This is a genomic window from Mangrovibacter phragmitis (genome assembly GCF_001655675.1).
GTDB classification, from domain to species: domain Bacteria; phylum Pseudomonadota; class Gammaproteobacteria; order Enterobacterales; family Enterobacteriaceae; genus Mangrovibacter; species Mangrovibacter phragmitis.
In genome coordinates this window covers 35,538-56,744 of sequence record NZ_LYRP01000009.1, presented here as the reverse complement: position 1 = coordinate 56,744, position 21,207 = coordinate 35,538, and the positions used below count along the sequence as shown (strand labels likewise).

The 21,207-nt window shown below is 46.7% G+C and carries 23 protein-coding genes and 1 pseudogene; 9 read left to right on the top strand and 15 right to left on the bottom strand.

What is annotated here, in order from left to right; translation table 11 throughout:
* Window positions 1-111: 111 nt before the first annotated feature.
* On the bottom strand, window positions 112-327 hold the full coding sequence (locus A9B99_RS09860) for a hypothetical protein (RefSeq protein WP_064597056.1): 216 nt from the start codon (window positions 325-327) through the stop codon (window positions 112-114).
* A 315-nt stretch (window positions 328-642) separates the two neighbouring features.
* Window positions 643-2,454: a recombinase family protein gene (locus tag A9B99_RS09855; protein WP_064597054.1), complete on the bottom strand. Its 1,812-nt coding sequence runs from the start codon at window positions 2,452-2,454 to the stop codon at window positions 643-645.
* Window positions 2,455-2,473: 19 nt separating this feature from the next.
* Between A9B99_RS09855 and A9B99_RS09850 the strand changes: the two are divergent.
* Window positions 2,474-3,103 (top strand): annotated as a pseudogene (locus A9B99_RS09850) (pyridoxal phosphatase); the annotation flags it as partial.
* Window positions 3,104-3,286: 183 nt separating this feature from the next.
* On the opposite strand, the gene A9B99_RS09845 reads toward A9B99_RS09850, so the two are convergent.
* The 11 genes from A9B99_RS09845 to A9B99_RS09795 form a co-directional block, all read right to left on the bottom strand.
* A complete protein-coding gene (locus tag A9B99_RS09845; RefSeq protein WP_064597051.1) occupies window positions 3,287-3,613 on the bottom strand; it encodes a hypothetical protein in 327 nt (108 codons plus the stop codon).
* Between the two features lie 30 nt (window positions 3,614-3,643).
* Window positions 3,644-3,979 carry a hypothetical protein gene (locus tag A9B99_RS09840; protein ID WP_064597048.1) on the bottom strand — a complete coding sequence of 112 codons (336 nt, stop codon included), beginning with the start codon at window positions 3,977-3,979 and terminating at the stop codon, window positions 3,644-3,646.
* Window positions 3,960-4,775: a DUF4225 domain-containing protein gene (locus A9B99_RS09835; protein ID WP_064597045.1), complete on the bottom strand. Its 816-nt coding sequence runs from the start codon at window positions 4,773-4,775 to the stop codon at window positions 3,960-3,962. Before A9B99_RS09835 ends, A9B99_RS09840 begins: the two co-directional genes overlap by 20 nt.
* Before the next feature lie 212 nt (window positions 4,776-4,987).
* A complete protein-coding gene (locus tag A9B99_RS09830) occupies window positions 4,988-5,308 on the bottom strand; it encodes a hypothetical protein (RefSeq protein WP_064597043.1) in 321 nt (106 codons plus the stop codon).
* 26 nt (window positions 5,309-5,334) lie between these two features.
* Window positions 5,335-5,655: a hypothetical protein gene (locus tag A9B99_RS09825; RefSeq protein ID WP_064597042.1), complete on the bottom strand. Its 321-nt coding sequence runs from the start codon at window positions 5,653-5,655 to the stop codon at window positions 5,335-5,337.
* A 26-nt stretch (window positions 5,656-5,681) separates the two neighbouring features.
* The gene (locus A9B99_RS09820; RefSeq protein ID WP_064597041.1) at window positions 5,682-6,002 is read right to left on the bottom strand and encodes a hypothetical protein; all 321 of its coding nucleotides are present in this window, start codon (window positions 6,000-6,002) and stop codon (window positions 5,682-5,684) included.
* A 30-nt stretch (window positions 6,003-6,032) separates the two neighbouring features.
* A complete protein-coding gene (locus A9B99_RS09815; protein WP_064597040.1) occupies window positions 6,033-6,368 on the bottom strand; it encodes a hypothetical protein in 336 nt (111 codons plus the stop codon).
* A 176-nt stretch (window positions 6,369-6,544) separates the two neighbouring features.
* The gene (gene modC, locus A9B99_RS09810; protein ID WP_064597039.1) at window positions 6,545-7,606 is read right to left on the bottom strand and encodes a molybdenum ABC transporter ATP-binding protein ModC; all 1,062 of its coding nucleotides are present in this window, start codon (window positions 7,604-7,606) and stop codon (window positions 6,545-6,547) included.
* Window positions 7,606-8,298, bottom strand: coding sequence for a molybdate ABC transporter permease subunit (modB, locus tag A9B99_RS09805; RefSeq protein WP_036109221.1), 693 nt, complete (start codon window positions 8,296-8,298; stop codon window positions 7,606-7,608). Before modB ends, modC begins: the two co-directional genes overlap by 1 nt.
* On the bottom strand, window positions 8,295-9,071 hold the full coding sequence (gene modA, locus A9B99_RS09800) for a molybdate ABC transporter substrate-binding protein (RefSeq protein ID WP_064597037.1): 777 nt from the start codon (window positions 9,069-9,071) through the stop codon (window positions 8,295-8,297). Before modA ends, modB begins: the two co-directional genes overlap by 4 nt.
* Before the next feature lie 291 nt (window positions 9,072-9,362).
* A complete protein-coding gene (locus tag A9B99_RS09795; protein WP_064597035.1) occupies window positions 9,363-9,500 on the bottom strand; it encodes an AcrZ family multidrug efflux pump-associated protein in 138 nt (45 codons plus the stop codon).
* Between the two features lie 122 nt (window positions 9,501-9,622).
* Here A9B99_RS09795 and modE point away from each other — a divergent pair, with 122 nt between their 5' ends.
* From modE to gpmA, 7 genes are all read left to right on the top strand, one after another.
* Complete coding sequence (gene modE / locus A9B99_RS09790) at window positions 9,623-10,414, top strand: molybdenum-dependent transcriptional regulator (protein WP_064597033.1); 792 nt, start codon at window positions 9,623-9,625, stop codon at window positions 10,412-10,414.
* Between the two features lie 98 nt (window positions 10,415-10,512).
* Window positions 10,513-11,982 (top strand): molybdate ABC transporter ATP-binding protein ModF, encoded by a 1,470-nt coding sequence (gene modF / locus A9B99_RS09785; protein ID WP_064597031.1) that lies wholly within the window; start codon window positions 10,513-10,515, stop codon window positions 11,980-11,982.
* Window positions 11,983-12,186: 204 nt separating this feature from the next.
* Window positions 12,187-13,203 carry a UDP-glucose 4-epimerase GalE gene (gene galE, locus A9B99_RS09780; protein ID WP_064597029.1) on the top strand — a complete coding sequence of 339 codons (1,017 nt, stop codon included), beginning with the start codon at window positions 12,187-12,189 and terminating at the stop codon, window positions 13,201-13,203.
* Window positions 13,204-13,212: 9 nt separating this feature from the next.
* Window positions 13,213-14,259: a galactose-1-phosphate uridylyltransferase gene (gene galT / locus A9B99_RS09775; protein WP_064597027.1), complete on the top strand. Its 1,047-nt coding sequence runs from the start codon at window positions 13,213-13,215 to the stop codon at window positions 14,257-14,259.
* Between the two features lie 2 nt (window positions 14,260-14,261).
* Complete coding sequence (gene galK, locus A9B99_RS09770; RefSeq protein ID WP_064597025.1) at window positions 14,262-15,410, top strand: galactokinase; 1,149 nt, start codon at window positions 14,262-14,264, stop codon at window positions 15,408-15,410.
* Window positions 15,404-16,444 carry a galactose-1-epimerase gene (galM, locus tag A9B99_RS09765; RefSeq protein WP_064597023.1) on the top strand — a complete coding sequence of 347 codons (1,041 nt, stop codon included), beginning with the start codon at window positions 15,404-15,406 and terminating at the stop codon, window positions 16,442-16,444. The genes galK and galM overlap by 7 nt, the downstream gene beginning before the upstream one ends.
* A gap of 420 nt (window positions 16,445-16,864) precedes the next feature.
* Entirely contained in the window at window positions 16,865-17,617 is a 753-nt protein-coding gene (gene gpmA / locus A9B99_RS09755) for a 2,3-diphosphoglycerate-dependent phosphoglycerate mutase (RefSeq protein ID WP_064597020.1), read from the top strand.
* Between the two features lie 67 nt (window positions 17,618-17,684).
* On the opposite strand, the gene aroG is transcribed toward gpmA, so the two are convergent.
* A complete protein-coding gene (gene aroG / locus A9B99_RS09750; RefSeq protein WP_064597018.1) occupies window positions 17,685-18,740 on the bottom strand; it encodes a 3-deoxy-7-phosphoheptulonate synthase AroG in 1,056 nt (351 codons plus the stop codon).
* Between the two features lie 379 nt (window positions 18,741-19,119).
* On the opposite strand from aroG, the gene zitB reads away from it, so the two are divergent.
* A complete protein-coding gene (gene zitB / locus A9B99_RS09745; protein ID WP_064597016.1) occupies window positions 19,120-20,064 on the top strand; it encodes a CDF family zinc transporter ZitB in 945 nt (314 codons plus the stop codon).
* A 56-nt stretch (window positions 20,065-20,120) separates the two neighbouring features.
* Here zitB and nadA read toward each other — a convergent pair whose 3' ends face one another.
* Window positions 20,121-21,182 carry a quinolinate synthase NadA gene (gene nadA / locus A9B99_RS09740; protein WP_064597015.1) on the bottom strand — a complete coding sequence of 354 codons (1,062 nt, stop codon included), beginning with the start codon at window positions 21,180-21,182 and terminating at the stop codon, window positions 20,121-20,123.
* Window positions 21,183-21,207: the final 25 nt, after the last annotated feature.

Genomic DNA, 21,207 nt, shown 5'->3' with positions numbered 1-21,207 from the left:
TCCGATAATCAGTATTAAAGAAGTGAACAACCAATCAAACATTTCGATACTCCTATTATTAATGTTATAGGAGTATTTAGTGGATTTACTTTAAAATGATCAGTTATGTAGTTATAACCAACAATTGGTAGCAATATCTGCACCTACGTTTTCAGAATAATCAATTACAGACGTGATATTACAATCATCATCAACTTCTAACGTTGCGATGAAACGTAAACCTTCTGGAGTTTCAAAACAATAATCACCTGAATCATCAATAAAATTACTTGGTTCTACATCGTATACTTCGCCAGTCTGTGGACATTCAATTTCATACATACTCATTGCTGTTAACCCTTATGTTATAAATTTGTTAAATTTACATACTACGGACGCAAGTAAGCTACCATCGATACTTAACATATCTTCACGGCTGCTTTAACTTGTGTCCATAATCATACATGATTACAAGAGGATGAAAAGCCACCAATTATAGTAGGCATTAAAACCCCCTTTTCGGGGGTTAGAGGTTGATTTACTTCCTAGGCCAAAATAACCGCCCGTCTAAGTTGGGATAGTGAGACAATTTTAGCATGACATAATAAACACCTAAAAATTTCAGATGTTCTTACAGATTATGTGAATCGTAGTAAAGTGCGGTTATGCTGTTAAGAAATTAAAATTGTTACGCATCCAAAGGCCTACGGCATCATTGCCATCTACAGCATCTACGTAGTTTAGCAATAGTGAGTAATCAATGATTGAAAGATCTTCGTTAGTCTGCTGAAAACGAATTTCGCCATCTTTAAGCCTGATCATGAATGAAGGAGTATAATAGAACTTAGCACCATCTACATCTTCAATGATTACCTCACTGATTAACGTTTGTTCTTTCTTCTTATTCTCAATAAAAAGTACATGTCTTTTTAGCTCATTCTGCTTATAGTTAATATCAATAGTGTAAGATGTACCATTACGCTTTAGACGAATATTAGAAACAATCTTGTTAAGTTCATTCTCATAACGTGTGCGTATATCTACGTTATTCACATTATACAATTCAGTAACGTTAACATCCTGTAGTACTGGTACATCTACTTGTACTGTAGCTAATGAAGCCTGTCGTGCTAACAATCTCTCTAACTCTAATTTAGCATCATCGAGATCTTCACGCATATCAAAAGTTATAATTTTACCAGCACTTTTACGACGTTCAATACCATTTACATAGTTAGTGATTTGTTCTTTTACTTGATCAATCTGGATACGTAATACTTCTATTTCAGGATTAAATTCCTGTTCTTTCATTACAGTACTAAGATCCATCCCTAACAAATGTTCTACTACAAATCGTTCTACCGTTTCATAGGTCATAGCTTTGTTTTCACAAAGTCCATCACGTTCATTGAGGCAACGGATGTATCTATATTCCTCAATTTTGGGTTCGCCTTTCTTTGGTGTACGTTTAGCACGAACCACATTATGATACATTGGACCGCCGCATTCAGTACAACGTGCGATACCACTAAACAAATTACTTTTAATCAATACCTCTTCCTGTCCATCTTTCTTTACGGTAACTCGTCCAGCATTTGGACGACGAGACTTAAGCAATCCTTGTACTAATTCAAATTCTTCTTCATTAATCACTACAGGGTACACGTCCATATCGTACTTTTTCTGAGTTACTGGATTTTCAATATCATCATGGTTACGGATGATTTCTGAAATGAATATCTTACCTGTTACACGGCGATTAGTAAGAATCTTATGGACAAGTTCACCAGTCCACGGACGATTAAATTTATATTGCTCACCTTCTTTCCTTTGAAGTTGCTTGGCAATAGTTGGACATCCCATGCCAGTTTGATAAAGAGCAAAAATCTCTTTAACTACTGCCGCTTTCTCATTAACTACATACTTATCGTTTTCTACTTCGATCCATTGAGGACGTTTATTAGTTACAATAGTACCTTTGTTAAATGCTTGTTCGCGTTTCTTCGCCCAGCCTTTACGAATACGATCACTTTTATACTTAGATTCATCATATGCCCGTTGAGCATTCATCATTACAAAAGGTAGATCTTTAGAATTACTACGGCTGATAACTATGTTAGCCATTACATCATGAATAGCTACGTTATGTGCCATCAGAGCATTGATGTAACCCATCACATCAAACGGGTTCTGACGGCTAAAGCGGTCTATAGATTCCACTACCAAAATAGAACTATCCCACATACCATTACGTACTTGTTCCATCCATGCCCCTAACTCACCCTCTGAGATGTTTAAACCCTTAAAGGCTGAGACACCTTGATCCGATAGTACTACTGGGGCTGGATCATCCATTTCCGCACAAATACCAGTACGCTCTAAGTAGCCTTCTAATAGTTCTGCTTGGCGTGCGATGCCTGACCCGTCGAGCTGCTGATCTGAGCTAACACGGTGATACACAAAGACTTTTTTCATGGACGACCTTCTAATTTTTGTTTGTATAAGCATAACACACTTGTATGATTATCACGCAAAAAAAGTACTTTCATCCGACCCGCTCTCACACCAGCAGGCTCATGCAGTGGTGAAGCTGCTGGCAAAACACCAGGTGCACGGGCTGATGTATGTCGACGACGCCATGCTGTATCAGCATGATGTTGGGCATGTGGAGCGTACCCGGAAATGGGCCAGTACATTACCGGAAGCGCAGCGCCCGGTATTTTTGCATGTTGCCTCTTTAGAGCAGGAAGTAGATCAGTGTGAGTCCATATGGAAGTTCGCTCTGACAGATGACAATATTCCACGCCTGCAACAATTTACCGCACTGGTTGAACAGGAACTGGGTCTGACCTGTGAGTGGTCCTGGCATGATCAGGTTGATGTTGCTCAGACGGGTAACAGTAAAGGAAAGCGCCTGGCGCAGTGGGTTGAGTCTCAGGGTTTAAGCATGGCAAACGTGGTGGCGTTCGGCGATAACTTTAACGATATCAGCATGCTGGAAAGTGCCGGTATGGGCGTAGCGATGGGGAATGCTGCCGATGAAGTTAAACAGCACGCAAGCCAGGTTATCACTGATAATACACAAACAGGTATTGCCGATTTTATTACCCGTAATTTGTTGTAAATAGCGTGTTGGTACACCTTTTTTTTGTTGATAAAACCACAGCCCGGTTTAAGAACCAGTTTATTCCGGGCTTCTGGCTACACCCGAAAAGCATGTGGAAATAAAGTAGTGGTATTTACAACAGCGGATTTTAAGCATGACTGTTGCCATAATCCGCAATAATTCCCTGCAACATACCGGAGACTATGAGCATTTAAGCTTAGTTGGTAATGCAAGGCCATATATAATGGCAAAAATATATGTACCATTGAATATTGACTCATATCCATATACATCTAAATCTATTCTTAGTATATCCTTTGCAAAATCCGCACCAAACCGCATCAAACAAAATTGTACTGTTGTAATGGTAATAACAAAGAATGCATAAAGTAGAAAGCCAGCTAAATTAGCACGGCGATGTACATAGTACTTACCAACAAATAACAGCACACCAACGACAATTGAAACAATGTAGTATATTACTGGAGGCCATATTGAATTTTTTATTGCAATATCACTCCAGGTCATTGTACTTCCCCTGCTCTCCAACATGTACAACTACTTGAACTTTGATGGAACTGCAAAAATATAGATAAGTGCAAATGCAATTGAGCCAAAGTGTATAGAATCATAAGCATACACATCTAAATGCACCCTGAGTACATCACTGGCAAACTCCGCACCAAATTTGAAAAGACAATAATGAATCGCTGCAATTAACAGCACAAAAAAACCGTAAACAAAAAAAACTGTAATATTGGCGTATTTTTCAATAAAGTGCCTGCCAATATATAACCCACAACCGACAATAATTGACACGAAATAATAAATAACAGGCGGCCACATACTTAGTGTCGACCCACCAGAAGAAATATCAATATCCTGCCAGTTCATTATTTTTTCCTTGTTCTGTAACTGGTTTTATAGTTGGTTTTGTTTCTATTTTATACATCTGATATAAATTAGCTATCGAACCTATCACATCCATCCCCATAGTTAATTTTCCTGCTTCCTGCCAACCTCGAATAAAATCCGATCGTATATGCCTGAATAATGACCAAGATTTTTCTCTCGATAACATAACAAGTTTTGTATAGTTACCAGTTGTAAGTCCAAGGTCTACAGCTCCATATACCAGGTCCGCCGTATCATTCGATACCCCTAGTTTATGTGCCACATAATGATATGCATCTCTTAATGTTCCTGTAGTATTTTTCATAAAAATAACATAATAGCCATTTTCATACACGTTATTAGCACCCTGTATAATATTTGGAATGCCATACTTAGCACATGCGGAGCCCCTGGTTCTAGCACAGACTAATCCACCACCAACCACCTGTGCCAACCCAGAAAGAAAGCCAACTTCAGCAAGGACCAAAGTATTTAATTTTTCTTCTTTTTTCTTCTCTATGATCGCATACATTTCTACTTCTTGGGAAATAAGTAAATTATTTTGCTTTTTTAGCTCTTCGATTCTACGGTTAATCTCGTCTATACCATACCGGTATGACATGCAGTTAGTGATAATATCCCGTTTCAGGCTATCGATAAACACTTGTTGCTCATGAACAAACTCATCGGTACCAGATATTCCCATGCTCCATCTCATTCCCATAAGACGTGCAATACCTTCTAATTCTCTAGCCTTGCTTTCAAAATCGCCCTGTTCCGGGTTATGTAGTGGCATGGTGTAACCTCCCTGCTTTCCTTTACTGTTATTAAACCACCAGTACTCAACCAGTCAATGAGTATTTTTTAGTTTTCTCTCAGTCAATAGGATTAGACTTAAATCACAATTTTAATAAAAATCATCCTGACACAAACTATTATCTTCTGGTTAACATTATTAATGTAGTACTTCAGCCCCAGTCAACAATACACCGCCAAGAATAGGTGTATTTATTTAAATCTTGTAGGTATAGCGATACCATACAGAAGGAAAAACACAAAAGCACCATTATATATAGATTTATACGCGAGTGTATCCAAATCAATGCCAAATATTGCATTAGTAAAATCACCTCCAAATCTGAATATACATACTTGAATACCAGAAAATAGAGTAACAAACAAAGCATAGCATACATATACAGTAAGGTTAGCATAGCGGTGTACAAAGAGCTTACCAATATATAGTAATATACCAACAATGATTGATACAGTATAGTATAGCACTGGAGGCCATATTGAATCTGTTATTATAATATCATTCCAGGTCATTGTACTTTCCTTGTGCTTGGGGGTGATTATTTAAATCTAATTGGAGTTGCAAGAGCATACACTAAAGCAAACAGATATGAACCATAGAAAATTGAATCATATGAATATACATCTAAGTTTACTCTTAGTATATCTCTGGCAAAATCACCACCAAACCTGAAAAGTGCCAGTTGGCCACCACCACAAAAGATCACAACAAGGCCATAAAGCATAAAGACAGTAAAATTAGCACGACGATGCACATAGTACTTACCAACGAATAGCAAAATGCCAACAATGATTGACACAATATAATAAATTATGGGGAGCCATATTGAATTTGTGATTACAATTTCATTCCAGGTCATAGTACTTTCCTTGTTCTTAGGTATGATTATTTAAATTTTGTTGGCATAGCAAAAATGTATATTAGAAAAAAAATAAATGCGCCATTATATATTGAATCGTATCCATACACATCTAAGTTCACCCTTAATATATCTTTTGCAAAGCCTTCACCAAACCTATATAAGCACATTTGCACCGAGGCGGCAGCACCCACAACTAACCCATAAAGAATGAATATAGTAAAATTAGCACGGCGATGTACATAGTACTTCCCTACGTATAACAATACACCTACAACGATTGACACAATATAAAAAATCACGGGAGGCCATATCGAAGCTGTAATTACAATGTCATTCCAGGTCATTGGACTTTCCTTGCTCTCCAACATCTACAATTACTTGAACTTTGATGGAACTGCAAAAATATAGACAAGTGCAAATGCAATTGAGCCAAAGTGTATAGAATCATAAGCATATACATCTAAATGCACCCTGAGTACACCACTGGCAAACTCCGCACCAAATTTGAAAAGACAATAATGAAGCGCTGCAATGAATAGCACACAAAAAACGTAAATCAAAAAAACTGTAATATTGGCGTATTTTTCAACAAAGTGCCTGCCAATATATACCCCCCCACCGACAATGATTGACACAAAATAATAAATAACAGGCGGCCATATACTTAATGCCGGGCCACCAGTAGTAATATCAACACCCTGCCAGGTCATTACCTCTCCTTGTGTTTGAACGGGTACGAGAGATTATGCTACCGATAAATAACCGATACAACCATTAACCAGTAGCATCAGCGCCGCAGTGTCGTTTCCATCAGGCAGCACGACTTTGAACATGCCCGAGTTTTCTCTGGCTGGTATTGTAGATGCTGCTGCATAACCGCCGAAAATTACGTGGTAATAGAAACGCTTTTTATCTGTGCGTACAACCACAGGCCAGGCTTAATCGCCAGTTCATCACGCGCCCACGGGCTGATACGTGACCAGAGTGTGCGGGAGCCCACTTCCAGGCGAACTTCAACCTGCCCTTTCTCGTTGTCATAGCACTCAACCACTTTGGCACGCAGAATGTTACGAATACTGCTACTTTGCGGCGGGATAAGCACCAGTGACACATCCGATGCCGCAATGCGAATCCTCACAGCGACCCCTTCAGGTAACTCCAGGCGGTGTACCCATAAATGCTGGTCGCCTACCGCAAGAGCTGTCATGGCGTAGTGCAGGTGGTGCTCGAGCACCGTCACTTTAAACACTGTGCTTTGCTGCTCTTCCGGCAGCCACGGGTGCATAACCTGGCTGGTCCACACGTCTTCCAGATTACCGTAGGCTTTAACCAGCCCCTGATCCAGCACCAGCACTTTTTCCGCCAGGTGCAGAATCTCTTCCAGCGAGTGCGTAACATACAGCATTGGGATGCTGATTTCTTGAGCCAGCCGCTGGAGGTATGGCAGCACTTCGCGTTTGCGGGGAATATCCAGTGAAGCAAGAGGCTCATCCAGCAGCAGAAGTTCCGGTGCTGTCAGCAAGGCGCGGCCAATCGCCACCCGCTGTTTTTCTCCACCGGAAAGACTGCCTGGCAGGCGCTCGAGTAGTGGTTCTATCCCCAGTAATTGCACCAGTTTATCAAACTGTGGTGCCATTTTTTTTGCCATACCATATTTCAAATTGCCACGCACACGGTAATGGGGAAACAGGCGTGCATCCTGAAAGACATAGCCTATACGCCGTTTTTCCGGGGCAAGGAAGACATCCTGTTCGGTGTCACTCAGCACCCGCTCATTGAGTACTATTTTCCCTTCCTGGGGGCGAGTCAGGCCGCTTATCGCATTAATTAACGACGTTTTCCCGGCGCCAGACACTCCAAAAATGGCGGTAATCCCTTTGCCAGGCAAGGTTTCATCAATATGCAGGCGGTGTGTGCCAAGTGTTTGGGTAAACTGCAGCTCCAGCATTACTCTCTCCCTATACGCCGACGGCTCAACCTGGCCAGCCATTCAGAAATCATCAGTGAACATAAAGCCAGGATAATGGCGATAACGCACAACCGGGCAGCAGCACCTTCACCACCAGGTGTCTGAATCAGGGTGTACATTGCAGAAGGAAGTGTGCGGGTTTCACCAGGAATATTGGAAACAAAAGTGATGGTAGCGCCAAATTCGCCCAGTGAACGGGCAAACGCCAGAACTGTACCGACAATAATACCCGGCAGTGTCAGTGGCAGTGTAATCGTCCAGAACACGCGCCAGCGGCTGGCACCAAGGGTTCTGGCTGCCTGCTCCAGGCGCTGATCCACCCCCTCCAGCCCGAGGCGGATGGCCCGCACCATTAAAGGAAACGACATCACCGCCGCAGCCATTACCGCACCTCGCCAGCTAAAGGCAAATGTCAGGCCAAACCATTCATAAAGAAAACGGCCAACCACGCCATTGCGCCCCATTACCACCAGCAACAGGTAACCGACAACAACAGGCGGCAGAACAAGAGGAAGGTGGACAATGCCATCCAGTAAAGATTTCCCGGGGAAAGAGCAACGAACCAGCACCCATGCTAACGCAATCCCAAATGGCAAACTCACACAAACAGCAAATGTTGAAACTTTCAGGCTGAGTAAGAGCGCCTGCCATTCGGGATCAGTCAATATCATTGTTTCGTCGTAAACCCATATTGTTTGAATACTGCTGCTGCCTCAGGGCCTTGCAGGTATTCATAGAATGCTTTCACCTGAGCATCAGTATGCCCTTTTACCATCGCAAGGGGGTATTCAACTTTCGGATGAGAATCCTCCGGGAAGGTTCCAATCACTTTTACCCCTTTGCTGGCTACTGCGTCAGAGCCATAGACTATCCCCAAAGGTGACTCATTGCGTTCAACCAGTGCTAACGCACCGCGCACATCCTGCGCGGGAGCCAGTTTTGCGGAAAGTGTATCCCAGGCACCCAATTTTTCCAGTGCCTGTTTTGCATAAATCCCTGCCGGAACATGAGCCGGGTCACCCACAGCCAGACGTCCACCTTTCAATAATGCCACCCAGTCAGTTTTATCGTTAATTGTTACCGCGCCCTGAGAAGCAGCGGCTGGCGCAACCAGCACCAGACTATTACCCAACAACGTTTTACGGCTGGCGGTATCAATAGTGTTTTTATCGACTGCGTAATTCATCCATTTTTGGTCTGCAGAGATAAATAAATCAGCCGGTGCACCAGCCTCAATCTGGCGGGCCAGTGTTGAGGATGAAGCAAAAGATGCGATCACATCAACCTGCTTCTCTTTTTTATATTGGGTTGCAATATCTTGCAGCGCATTGGTTAAAGAGGCAGCCGCAAAAACAGTGATTTTGGCATTATCTGCCACCGCCTGTGCCGCCATTCCCAATGATAAAGTGACACCCACTGCCAGTTTTACCCACTTCTTAGCCATGATTATCTCCAGGTTTTTCGTTGTATATTTCGCAATATAACGTAACACCTGTGATTCTCATAACATTTATCGGCAAAAAAACGGGTGGCTTTACAACGAAAAATCCCGGTTAAACCGGATGATAAACGCGGGACAGAAAAACCGTTATCAGTTACCTGCTATTGGGGACTGCTGAAATTTAGTGATTTGCTGTTTTCTACTACAAACAGGGAAAATAAGTTTTTCCCTGCCAGCCAGAAACAGCAACGCCCGGGCAAACCGGGCGTTATAAATGGCGTTATGCGTGGAGACTCAGGAGGTCTTTTTACGGCCAATACCTGAAAAGATGTTGAATAACTCACCAAACGCATAAATCAGCCCGAGAATAATCGCCATCATGACAGGCACCATGCAAACGGCGAAAACCAGACTTTTCAATAACTCTAACATGGTTGTCTCCCTTGTAAATTCTGGGTCATTGTACTGTTATCCACCAAAAACGCACACGCCTTTTGTGCGAATTTGCCCTGACGTTTACAATCACTGGATTCTCGTTTAACCAGGAGCCGCACATGCAGGCTGAAATCTTACTTACGCTTAAACTTCAGGGAAGCCTTTTTGCAGACCCAAGGCGTATTTCTCTTCTTAAACAGATAGAGCAAACAGGCTCAATTAGCCAGGGTGCTAAAATGGCGGGTATTAGCTACAAAAGTGCCTGGGATGCCATAAATGAAATGAACCAACTGACCGACCAGTTGCTGGTAGAAAGAGCGACCGGGGGCAAAGGCGGTGGCGGGGCAATATTAACTCCCTATGGGAAACGCTTAATCCAGCTGTATGATTTGCTGGCGCAAATTCAGCAAAAAGCATTTGATGTACTGCGTGATGATGCCCTGCCGCTGGACAGTTTATTAGCCGCCATTTCACGTTTTTCACTGCAAACCAGTGCCAGAAACCAACTTTTTGGCACTCTTCTTGAGCGGGATAACCAGCATGTTCAGCAGCATGTCAATATTCTGCTGGCCGACGGGAAAACACAGCTGAAAGTGGCACTGACTGAACAAAGCGCACAACGGCTTGGTCTGGAGCCAGGTAAAGAAGTACTGGTACTGGTAAAAGCACCCTGGGTAGGTATTACCCGAGACACACAGCGCGCAAGCCAGGCTGACAACATTTTGACTGGCACAATTAACACCATTGAACAGGGCCCTGAACAGAGTGAAGTGCTGGTTACGCTTGCCGACGGGCAGACACTGTGTGCAACACTTCCCAACCAGGTGGTTGCCCAGGAAGCGCTCGAAGTGGGTAACCAGGCCACGGCTTACTTCAATGCCGACCACGTAATCATCGCCACTCTCTGTTAACAACGTACAGGCGGACCGGGTTTAAACAGCATAGTGATTGACAAGCCCGGTCGGAACACGTATCCCTGTATTATTTACTGCAATAAACGGGATACATGATGTCATTATTGCAAATTTCGCAATGTACGTTTCACCTGAGCGATACCCGTTCACTGGTGATTGATGATTTAACCTTACGCACCGGGGAAAGCTGGGCCTTTGTTGGCGCGAATGGCAGTGGAAAATCCGCGCTCGCTCGCGTACTGAGTGGTCACCTGCCCGCCATGCGTGGCGCGCTGACCAGCTCATTTAAAAAACCTGTTTTGCTCTCGTTTGAATTACTCCACCAACTGGTACGTGAGGAGTGGCAACGCAATAATACGGACATGCTCAGTGCCGATGAAGACGACACAGGGCGCACCACTGCTGAAATTATTCAGGATACAGTAAAAGACCCGGCTCGCTGTCAGCAACTGGCGCAACGGTTCGGTATCAGCCATTTACTGGACAGGCGGTTTAAGTACCTGTCCACTGGTGAAACACGCAAAGCCTTGTTATGCCAGGCGCTGATGCCTACCCCGGATTTACTGGTGTTCGATGAACCCTTTGATGGTCTGGACAGTCAGTCACGGGTACAACTTGCCGGAGAGCTGGCCTCTCTCAATCAGCAAGGTTATACCCTGGTGCTGGTACTAAACCGGTTCGATGAGATTCCTGAGTTTATCCGTTATGCGGGTGTGCTGGCCGATTGTGCGTTGCAGGCCACAGGAGATAAAACTGAATTACTTTCCCAGGCACTTATCGCGCAACTGGCTCACAGTGAACAATTGGCGGGTATCAGTATTCCGCAAGCAGATGTACCTTCACCAGGCACCACGCTCGATCCCACTCAACCACTGATTACCCTGAATAAAGGGGTGGTGTCCTGGAATGACCGCCCCGTGTTGCATGAGCTTGACTGGCAGGTAAACCCCGGCGAGCACTGGCAGATTGTCGGCCCAAATGGTGCCGGCAAATCCACGTTACTGAGTCTGGTTACTGGCGATCATCCCCAGGGTTACAGTAATGACCTGACATTGTTTGGCCGTCGTCGTGGCAGTGGTGAAACCATATGGGATATTAAAAAACATATTGGCTATGTCAGCAGTAGCCTGCACCTTGACTACCGGGTCAGCACCACATTACGTAATGTCATCCTCTCTGGTTTCTTCGACACCATTGGTATTTACCAGGCCGTTTCTGAACGCCAGCAACGCCTGGTACGTGAGTGGCTGCAATTGCTGGGCATGGATAATGCCACGGCCGATGCCCCTTTCCACTCCCTTTCCTGGGGGCAGCAACGCATTGCATTGATTGCCCGGGCGCTGGTTAAACACCCTACATTATTGATTCTGGACGAGCCGCTGCAGGGCCTTGATCCATTAAACCGTTTACTGGTGCGTCGCTTTATTGATGTGCTGATTAGTGAAGGTGATACTCAGTTGTTATTCGTCTCTCATCATATGCAGGATGCACCAGACTGTATTACCCATCGTTTAACTTTTGTCCCGGACAACAACATTTATCGTTACCAGACCGATATTTTGTGAACTCAAGTGGGCCATCATCGGCCCGCTTTTTCAGAATCCCCGCAGCTATACAATCTATCCTGTTGATTTACAATGCGCCTGTTCATTTGTTATTTAGAGATAAAATCTTTGTGTAAACGATTCCACTAATTTATTCCATATCACACTTTTTACCACTCTGTTATGCTATGTTTATTACATACCATAAGCGTAATGGAGCGAAAAATGAGAGTTCTGGTAACAGGTGGTAGCGGTTACATTGGCAGTCATACCTGCGTTCAGTTACTGCAAAGCGGGCACGAGGTGTTTATTCTCGACAACCTGTGCAACAGTAAACGCAGCGTACTGCCTGTCATTGAACGCCTTGGTGGAAAACAGCCGTTATTTATTGATGGTGATGTTCGCAACGAAGCCTTACTCACCGAAATTCTTCATGACCATGCGATTGAAGCCGTTATTCATTTCGCCGGCCTGAAAGCCGTTGGTGAATCGGTCCAAAAACCACTTGAGTACTACGACAACAACGTCAATGGCACTTTACGCCTGATTGCCGCGATGCGGGCAGCGGGTGTCAAAAACTTTATCTTCAGCTCATCAGCCACAGTGTATGGTGACCAGCCGAAAATTCCTTATGTCGAAACCTTCCCCACCGGGATGCCGGCAAGCCCCTACGGGCGCAGCAAATTAATGGTGGAGCAAATATTAACGGACCTGCATACCGCAGACCCGAGCTGGAGCATTGCCCTGCTGCGCTATTTTAACCCAGTCGGTGCCCACCCATCGGGAGATATGGGCGAAGACCCACAAGGCATTCCAAACAACCTGATGCCTTATATTGCGCAGGTTGCTGTCGGGCGTCGAGAGTCACTGGCAGTGTTCGGTAATGACTACCCAACGGAAGACGGTACCGGAGTACGGGATTATATCCATGTAATGGACCTGGCTGATGGCCATGTGGTTGCCATGCAGCAACTGGCGAATAAACCGGGTGTGCATATTTACAACCTTGGCGCTGGCGTGGGTAGTAGCGTGCTGGATGTGATTAATGCGTTCAGTAAAGCCTGTGGTAAACCCGTCAATTACCACTTCGCACCTCGCCGTGCAGGTGATTTACCCGCTTACTGGGCAGATGCAACCAAAGCGGATAAAGAACTTGGCTGGCGTGTTTCGCGCACGCTTGAAGAAATGGCCGCCGATACCTGGCGGTGGCAATCCCGCCACCCGCAAGGTTATCCTGACTAAGGAAGTGCTATGGAACCCTTTAATCCTGTCGAACACCCACACCGCCGCTATAACCCGTTAACAGGGCAATGGGTTCTGGTTTCTCCGCACCGAGCAAAGCGCCCCTGGCAAGGGGCGCAGGAGACGCCAGCCAAACAATCATTACCCGAGCATGACCCTGAGTGTTATCTGTGCCCGGGTAATACCCGGGTAACAGGCGATACCAACCCGAACTACACCGGGACGCATGTTTTTACAAATGATTTTGCCGCGCTGATGCCCAATACACCCGATGCAGCGGAAAACCCAGGTTCTCTGTTTCGTTGCCAGAGTGCCCGAGGTACCAGCCGGGTTATCTGTTTTTCACCTGATCACAGCAAAACTCTGCCAGAGCTGACACTGGAAGCCCTGGAAGGGGTTATCCGCACCTGGCAGGAACAAACCGCAGACCTGGGCCGCACTTATCCGTGGGTTCAGGTTTTCGAAAACAAAGGGGCCGCCATGGGCTGCTCCAATCCGCATCCACATGGGCAGGTGTGGGCGAACAGTTTCCTGCCCAATGAAGCAGCGCGTGAAGATGAGCACCAATGGACCTGGCTTACCCAACATGGTTCCTCCATGCTTGTCGACTATGCCCGGCAGGAAATGAATGATGGCAGCCGTACCGTTGTGGAAACACAACACTGGCTGGCAGTTGTGCCGTACTGGGCGGCCTGGCCATTTGAAACCCTGTTACTGCCGAAAGCGCCGACACAGCGCCTGACAGATTTATCGCCTGAACAACACAAAGACCTGGCTGTTGCACTGAAAAAGCTGACCAGCCGCTATGACAACTTATTCCAGTGCTCTTTCCCGTATTCCATGGGCTGGCATGGCGCGCCATTTAATGGCGAAGACAACTCCCACTGGCAGTTGCATGCTCACTTTTACCCACCACTGTTACGCTCAGCAACAGTACGCAAATTTATGGTGGGTTACGAAATGCTGGCGGAAACTCAGCGCGATTTAACTGCCGAGCAGGCTGCCGAGCGCCTGCGGGCAGTCAGTGATATCCATTTTCGCGAATCAGGAGAATAACAATGAGTCTGAAAGAGAACACCCTGGCCCTTTTTACTGAATTTTTTGGCTACCCGGCAAAAGAAACTATCCAGGCTCCGGGTCGTGTGAACCTGATTGGTGAACACACTGACTACAACGATGGTTTTGTTTTGCCTTGTGCAATTGATTACCAGACTGTTATCAGTTGCGCTCCCCGCGATGACCGTATCGTGCGTGTTATTGCCGCAGATTACGATAATCAGCGTGATGAGTTTTCCCTTGATGAGCCTATTCTGAGCCACCCGGACCAGCAGTGGTCTAATTATGTTCGTGGGGTCGTTAAGCATTTGCAAAAACGTAATAACGGGTTCGGCGGCGCCGACCTTGTGATTAGCGGTAATGTCCCTCAGGGCGCTGGTTTGAGTTCATCAGCCTCTCTGGAGGTGGCTGTGGGCAAAGTCTTCCAGCAACTGTACCACCTGCCACTCGACGGCGCGCAACTGGCGCTGAATGGGCAGGAAGCTGAAAACCAGTTTGTGGGCTGTAACTGCGGCATTATGGACCAGTTGATTTCGGCGCTGGGCAAGCATGACCATGCATTGCTTATCGACTGCCGAAGCCTTGGCACTAAAGCAGTCCCAATGCCAAAAGGTGTGGCAGTTATCATTATCAACAGTAACTTTAAGCGCACACTGGTCGGCAGTGAATACAACACCCGGCGCGAGCAGTGTGAAACGGGTGCCCGCTTCTTCACACAGAAGGCATTACGGGATGTGAGCCTGGCAACGTTTAATGCCGTAGCCCATGAACTGGATCCGATCGTTGCAAAACGCGTACGCCATGTATTAACCGAGAATGAGCGTACCCTGGCAGCAGCCAATGCGCTGGCAGATGGCGATTTGCAGAAAATGGGTGAGCTGATGGCAGCTTCTCATGCGTCTATGCGTGACGATTTTGAGATAACCGTCCCACAAATTGATACGCTGGTTGATATTGTTAAGGCTGCTATTGGTGATAAAGGTGGCGTGCGTATGACGGGTGGTGGTTTTGGCGGTTGCGTTGTAGCACTGGTGCCTGAAACACTGGTCGATGATGTACGCCAGGCTGTCGCCAGCCAGTACGAAGCGAAAACCGGTATTAAAGAAACCTTTTATGTGTGCAAACCCTCCGAAGGAGCCGGATTATGTTAAGCCAGGATCACGGAATGGCACCGGATGGCCAACCGTTTAAGCTGATAACATTACACAACCAGACAGGCATGGAAGTGATGTTGATGGACTGGGGCGCAACACTCTTGTCGTGCCGCGTTCCGTTGAAAGACGGGCATACCCGAGAAGTGTTGTTGGGCTGCGAAACACCCGAACAGTATACCCATCAGGCAGCCTTTCTGGGTGCATCCATTGGCCGCTATGCGAACCGTATTGACAGCAGCCAGTACACCCATGACAGGCTGACTGTTCACCTGAAACCCAGCCAGGGAGAACACCAACTGCATGGTGGCCCTGAGGGCTTTGATAAGCGCCGCTGGAAAATCGTCAGCCATGACAGTCAGCAGGCGGTTTTACAACTGACCTCACCAGATGGCGATCAGGGCTTCCCTGGCAATCTGACGGCCAGCGTCATTTACCGGGTAACACCGGATAACCGCATTGCCATTATTTACCAGGCTCAGGTTGATAAACCCTGCCCGGTTAACCTGACCAACCATGCCTATTTCAATCTGGATGGTAAAAAAAGCGATATTCGCCAGCACCGCCTGCAACTGTTCGCTGAGCAGTGGTTACCGGTTAACAGCAACGGTATTCCATCTGGTGAACTGGCGGATGTTCAGCATACTGGTTTTGATTTCCGTGGACCGAAAACAATTGCGGAAGATTTTCTGCGCGATGAAAACCAGGCTGGCGTGAAAGGTTACGATCATGCTTTCCTGCTCACTGCCCGTGGGGACGCCACCCTGCCAGCAGCACATGTCTGGTCTTCAGATAACAAGCTTAAAATGAGTGTGTTTACCTCAGCACCGGCATTACAGTTCTATTCCGGGAACTATCTTGACGGCACACCGGCGCGGCAGTTTACCCACTATGCATCCTTTGAGGGTCTGGCTCTGGAAAGTGAGTTTCTGCCAGACAGCCCCAACCACCCGGAGTGGCCACAACCTGACTGTGTGCTCAAACCGGGTGAAACCTGGCAAAGTATTACAGAGTACCAGTTTACCGCACTGTGACAGGTTAACTACCAGCCTCAGGCCGCTATGCCGTGGTCTGAGGCTGCTATACACCCTACCCAGGTATAAGTCACTGGCATAGATAACCGGTGTAGTTAACGGATGTGGTTAACGATCGGAGTTAACAGATATAGTTAACGGGTATGGTTATCAGTGATGCCCCTCTGATTTTACTGGGGGTGTATCCTTTCAGCAACTCAAGCCGTTTCACCTGGCAACACAAGCAACAAGCTCAATTTTTAAACAAACCGCTGTTTTTAAAACCATTTAGCAGCAAAAGAGCAACCACAGATTCACATCAGCCTTACACTCTGCCAAGAATTTCGCTATGTTTAAGGTTTGGCGTTGCCGCTGGCGCCACCACGGCAATATAATGATAATTGTTATCATTCAATCCCCAGGATTACGAGGAGTAATATTATGGCTGTAACTAAGCTGGTTCTGGTTCGTCACGGTGAAAGTCAGTGGAACCAGGAAAACCGCTTTACTGGCTGGTACGATGTTGACCTGTCTGAAAAAGGTAAAAGCGAAGCCAAAGCGGCAGGTAAACTGCTTAAAGACGAAGGCTATAGTTTCGATTTTGCTTACACCTCTGTGCTGAAACGAGCCATCCACACGCTGTGGAATATCCTGGACGAAGTGGACCAGGCCTGGTTGCCGGTAGAAAAATCATGGAAACTGAATGAACGCCACTATGGTGCGCTGCAGGGGCTGAACAAAGCAGAAACCGCAGAAAAATATGGCGACGAGCAGGTTAAACAGTGGCGTCGTGGTTTTGCGGTTACCCCGCCAGAGCTGACAAAAGATGACGAACGTTTCCCAGGCCATGACCCACGTTATGCCAGCCTGTCGGAAAAAGAGCTGCCGGTAACGGAAAGCCTGGCGCTGACCATTGAACGTGTTATTCCTTTCTGGACCGAAAGCATCCTGCCACGGATGAAAAGCGGTGAGCGTGTGATTGTTGCTGCTCACGGTAACTCTCTGCGTGCGCTGGTTAAATACCTGGATAACATGAGCGAAGACGAAATCCTGGAGCTGAATATCCCGACAGGTGTTCCGCTGGTTTATGAGTTTGACGAAAACTTTAATCCGATTAAACACTACTACCTGGGCAACGCAGACGAAATCGCAGCGAAAGCAGCGGCTGTTGCCAATCAGGGTAAAGCCAGGTAATAAAAAAACGGTGCCAGTTTTACCCCGGCACCGTATGTTGAAGAAAGCCGCTCACATGAGCGGTTTCTTATTTTGTTCTGCGCGCTTTTACCGCGCCAGCAAGCTGAGTTAACAGGGCTGCAGTATCTTCCCAGCCAATGCAGGCATCAGTGATACTTTTGCCGTACTCCAGTGGTTTACCACTGCCCAGGCTCTGGTTACCTTCAACAAGGTGGCTCTCTACCATCACACCCATAATACCTTTTTCACCACCAGCAATTTGCCCGCAAACATCGGCACATACATCCATTTGCTTTTTAAATTGCTTGCTGGAATTTGCGTGGCTGAAATCAATCATTACTTGCGGTGCCAACCCGGCTTTTTCCAGGCCTTGTTTCACCTGAGCTACATGTTCTGCACTGTAATTTGGTGCTTTGCCGCCGCGTAAAATAATATGGCAGTCACCATTCCCGCTGGTGTTAACGATAGCAGAATGCCCCCATTTAGTGACCGACAAGAAGCAGTGGGGTGCACCGGCTGCATTGATGGCATCAATTGCGACTTTAATTGTACCATCGGTACCATTTTTAAACCCAACCGGGCATGAAAGGCCAGAAGCAAGCTCACGGTGAACCTGAGACTCCGTGGTACGGGCACCAATAGCGCCCCAACTCATCAAGTCTGCCATATATTGCGGTGTGATCATGTCAAGGAACTCACCCGCTGTTGGCAAACCAGTATCGTTAATTTCCAACAGGAGTTTACGGGCAATGCGTAACCCGTCGTTAATCTGATAACTACTGTCCATGTAAGGGTCGTTGATAAGCCCTTTCCAGCCAACAGTGGTGCGCGGTTTTTCAAAATACACCCGCATTACCACTTCCAGTTCCCCTTTCAGGGCTTCACGCATTTCCAACAAACGCGTGGCATAAGCTTGCGCTGCACTGGGATCATGAATTGAGCACGGGCCAATAATCACTAACAGGCGATCGTCCTGGCCGGTGAGAATATTATGGATGGCATTACGGGCACCAGAGACTGTCGCTGCAGCATTATCTGTCGCCGGGAATTTTTCCAGCAATGCTACCGGAGGTAAAAGCTCGTTAATTTCGTTGATACGTAAATCGTCATTCTGATAATTCATGATAATCCCAATAAAAACTGGCTATGCTAATTTTCCTGATTGCAACCCATCCAATCTATCTCTTCACCTGAGTTGTGTAAACGCAATTTTACACTACAGGAACAAAATACCAGCAACACAGCTGACCAGCAGAAAATAAAGTTAAAAAAACCAAATAACACAGCATCATAAGCCAATAAAATCACACCACCAGCATGAAAACATAATTTATCGCCGAATCTCACACAATACACTGAAAAATATAGATAAATTTTAAAATCATCTCAGACTGGAGCCTGGGTTTACAGTTTTATCTGCTGTACCCATTGCAGACCTGAAGCCATAATAGATATATGCAACAAAGACTTCACTGGCTTATCCCTTTACGCTCAGGAGACACATGGCTCATACGCACTCCCATCACCATTCGCACAACGGCAACCATGACAATGAAACTCGCCTGTTCTGTGCGTTTTTAATAACAGCGCTGTTTATGGTGGCTGAAGTTATTGGCGGTTTACTGTCTGGCTCTCTTGCTCTGCTGGCAGATGCCGGGCATATGCTGACCGATGCTGTAGCCCTGTTTATTGCGCTGATGGCTGTGCGAATTGCCCGTCGTTCACCAGCCCTGGGCCATACATTTGGCTGGCTCCGCTTGCCCACTCTTGCCGCGTTTGTTAATGCCATTGCGCTGGTCGTTATCACTGTACTGATTGTCTGGGAAGCGGTGGTACGTTTCTGGCATCCCAGACCCGTTGGCGGCACCATGATGCTCACCATCGCCATTTTGGGGTTACTGGCAAACCTCGCGGCCTTCTGGGTGCTTCATCGTGGTAACAGCGAAAGTAATCTGAACGTGCGTGCCGCTGCACTGCATGTTATGGGGGATTTGCTGGGTTCTGTGGGTGCCATTGTTGCCGCGATTGTGATCATGTGGACAGGATGGACACCGGTAGATCCTATTTTGTCTGTGCTGGTTTCCTGTCTGGTATTGCGCAGTGCCTGGCAGTTACTAAAAGAAAGTGTCAATGAATTAATGGAAGGCGCCCCACGCGATTTGGACATTGCGAAAATGCAAAAAGCCCTGACCCGGGCTTTGCCTGAAGTTCGCCAGGTACATCACGTTCATGTGTGGCTGGTTGGTGAACAGCCACTTCTGACGTTGCATGTACAGGTCATCCCTCCACGGGATCACGACGAACTGCTGGGGCGTATTCACACGTTCCTGCGTGAAAACTACCACATCGCCCATGCCACAGTACAAATGGAATACCAGCCGTGCAGTACAACGCAGTGTGACCTGAATCAGGCGCAGTCAGCCGGAGCGCACCACCACCATCACTAAAACATCACTAATACCAGATTACCTGTGCGCCCGTGTAACATCTCACGGGCGTTAATTCAGGCATTTCCTTTAACAACCTGGTTCAAAGACGCCGCAAATTGCAGCATTCTGTTCAGTGGCAAGAGAGCCTTTTCCCGTAACACAGAGTCAACATGAATTTCATGCTCTGCACCACCCTGCTCCAGCCCGCTGGCAATCGCCCGCAAACCATTCATTGCCATCCATGGGCAGTGAGCACAACTACGGCAGGTTGCACCTTCTCCGGCAGTCGGTGCTTCCAGTAATATTTTTTCCGGGCAGGCCTGCTGCATTTTATAAAAAATGCCGCGGTCAGTTGCTACAATCAGCCTTGGGTGAGGCAATTTACGTGCTGCAGCAATGAGCTGGCTGGTTGAGCCAACAGCGTCTGCCAGGTCAACGATGGCCTGAGGTGACTCAGGGTGAACCAGTACGGCGGCATCCGGGTAGAGTGCCTTCATTTGTAACAACGCCTGGGTTTTAAATTCGTCATGCACAATGCAGGCACCCTGCCAACAAAGAATATCTGCCCCAGTCTGTTTTTGGACATAACGCCCTAAATGACGATCCGGCGCCCAAATGATTTTTTCCCCCAGGCTGTCGAGGTGTTCGATAAGTTCCACCGCAATACTGGATGTTACAACCCAGTCAGCACGCGCTTTAACTGCCGCTGAGGTATTGGCATACACCACTACTGTCCTGTCCGGGTGAGCATCACAGAATGCACTGAATGCATCTTCCGGGCAGCCCAGATCCAGCGAGCACTCTGCGGCAAGCGTTGGCATCAGAACCGTTTTTTCCGGGCTGAGAATTTTTGCCGTCTCTCCCATAAAGCGAACACCTGCAACCAACAGAGTGGAAGCCGGGTGGTTTGCGCCAAAGCGAGCCATTTCCAGTGAGTCTGCAACACAGCCTCCTGTTTCTTCAGCCAGAGCCTGAATTTCCGGGTCGGTATAGTAATGCGCCACCATGACAGCGTTACGCGCTTTTAGTAACGCTTTGATCTTTTCCCGATACTGTGCTTTTTCCGCATCACTCAAACGCGGAGGTTTCGGAGGAAAGGGATAAATGGAATCGTGCAGTTCGGCCATCACACTCATGGGATACTCTCGTTTAACAGCTTAA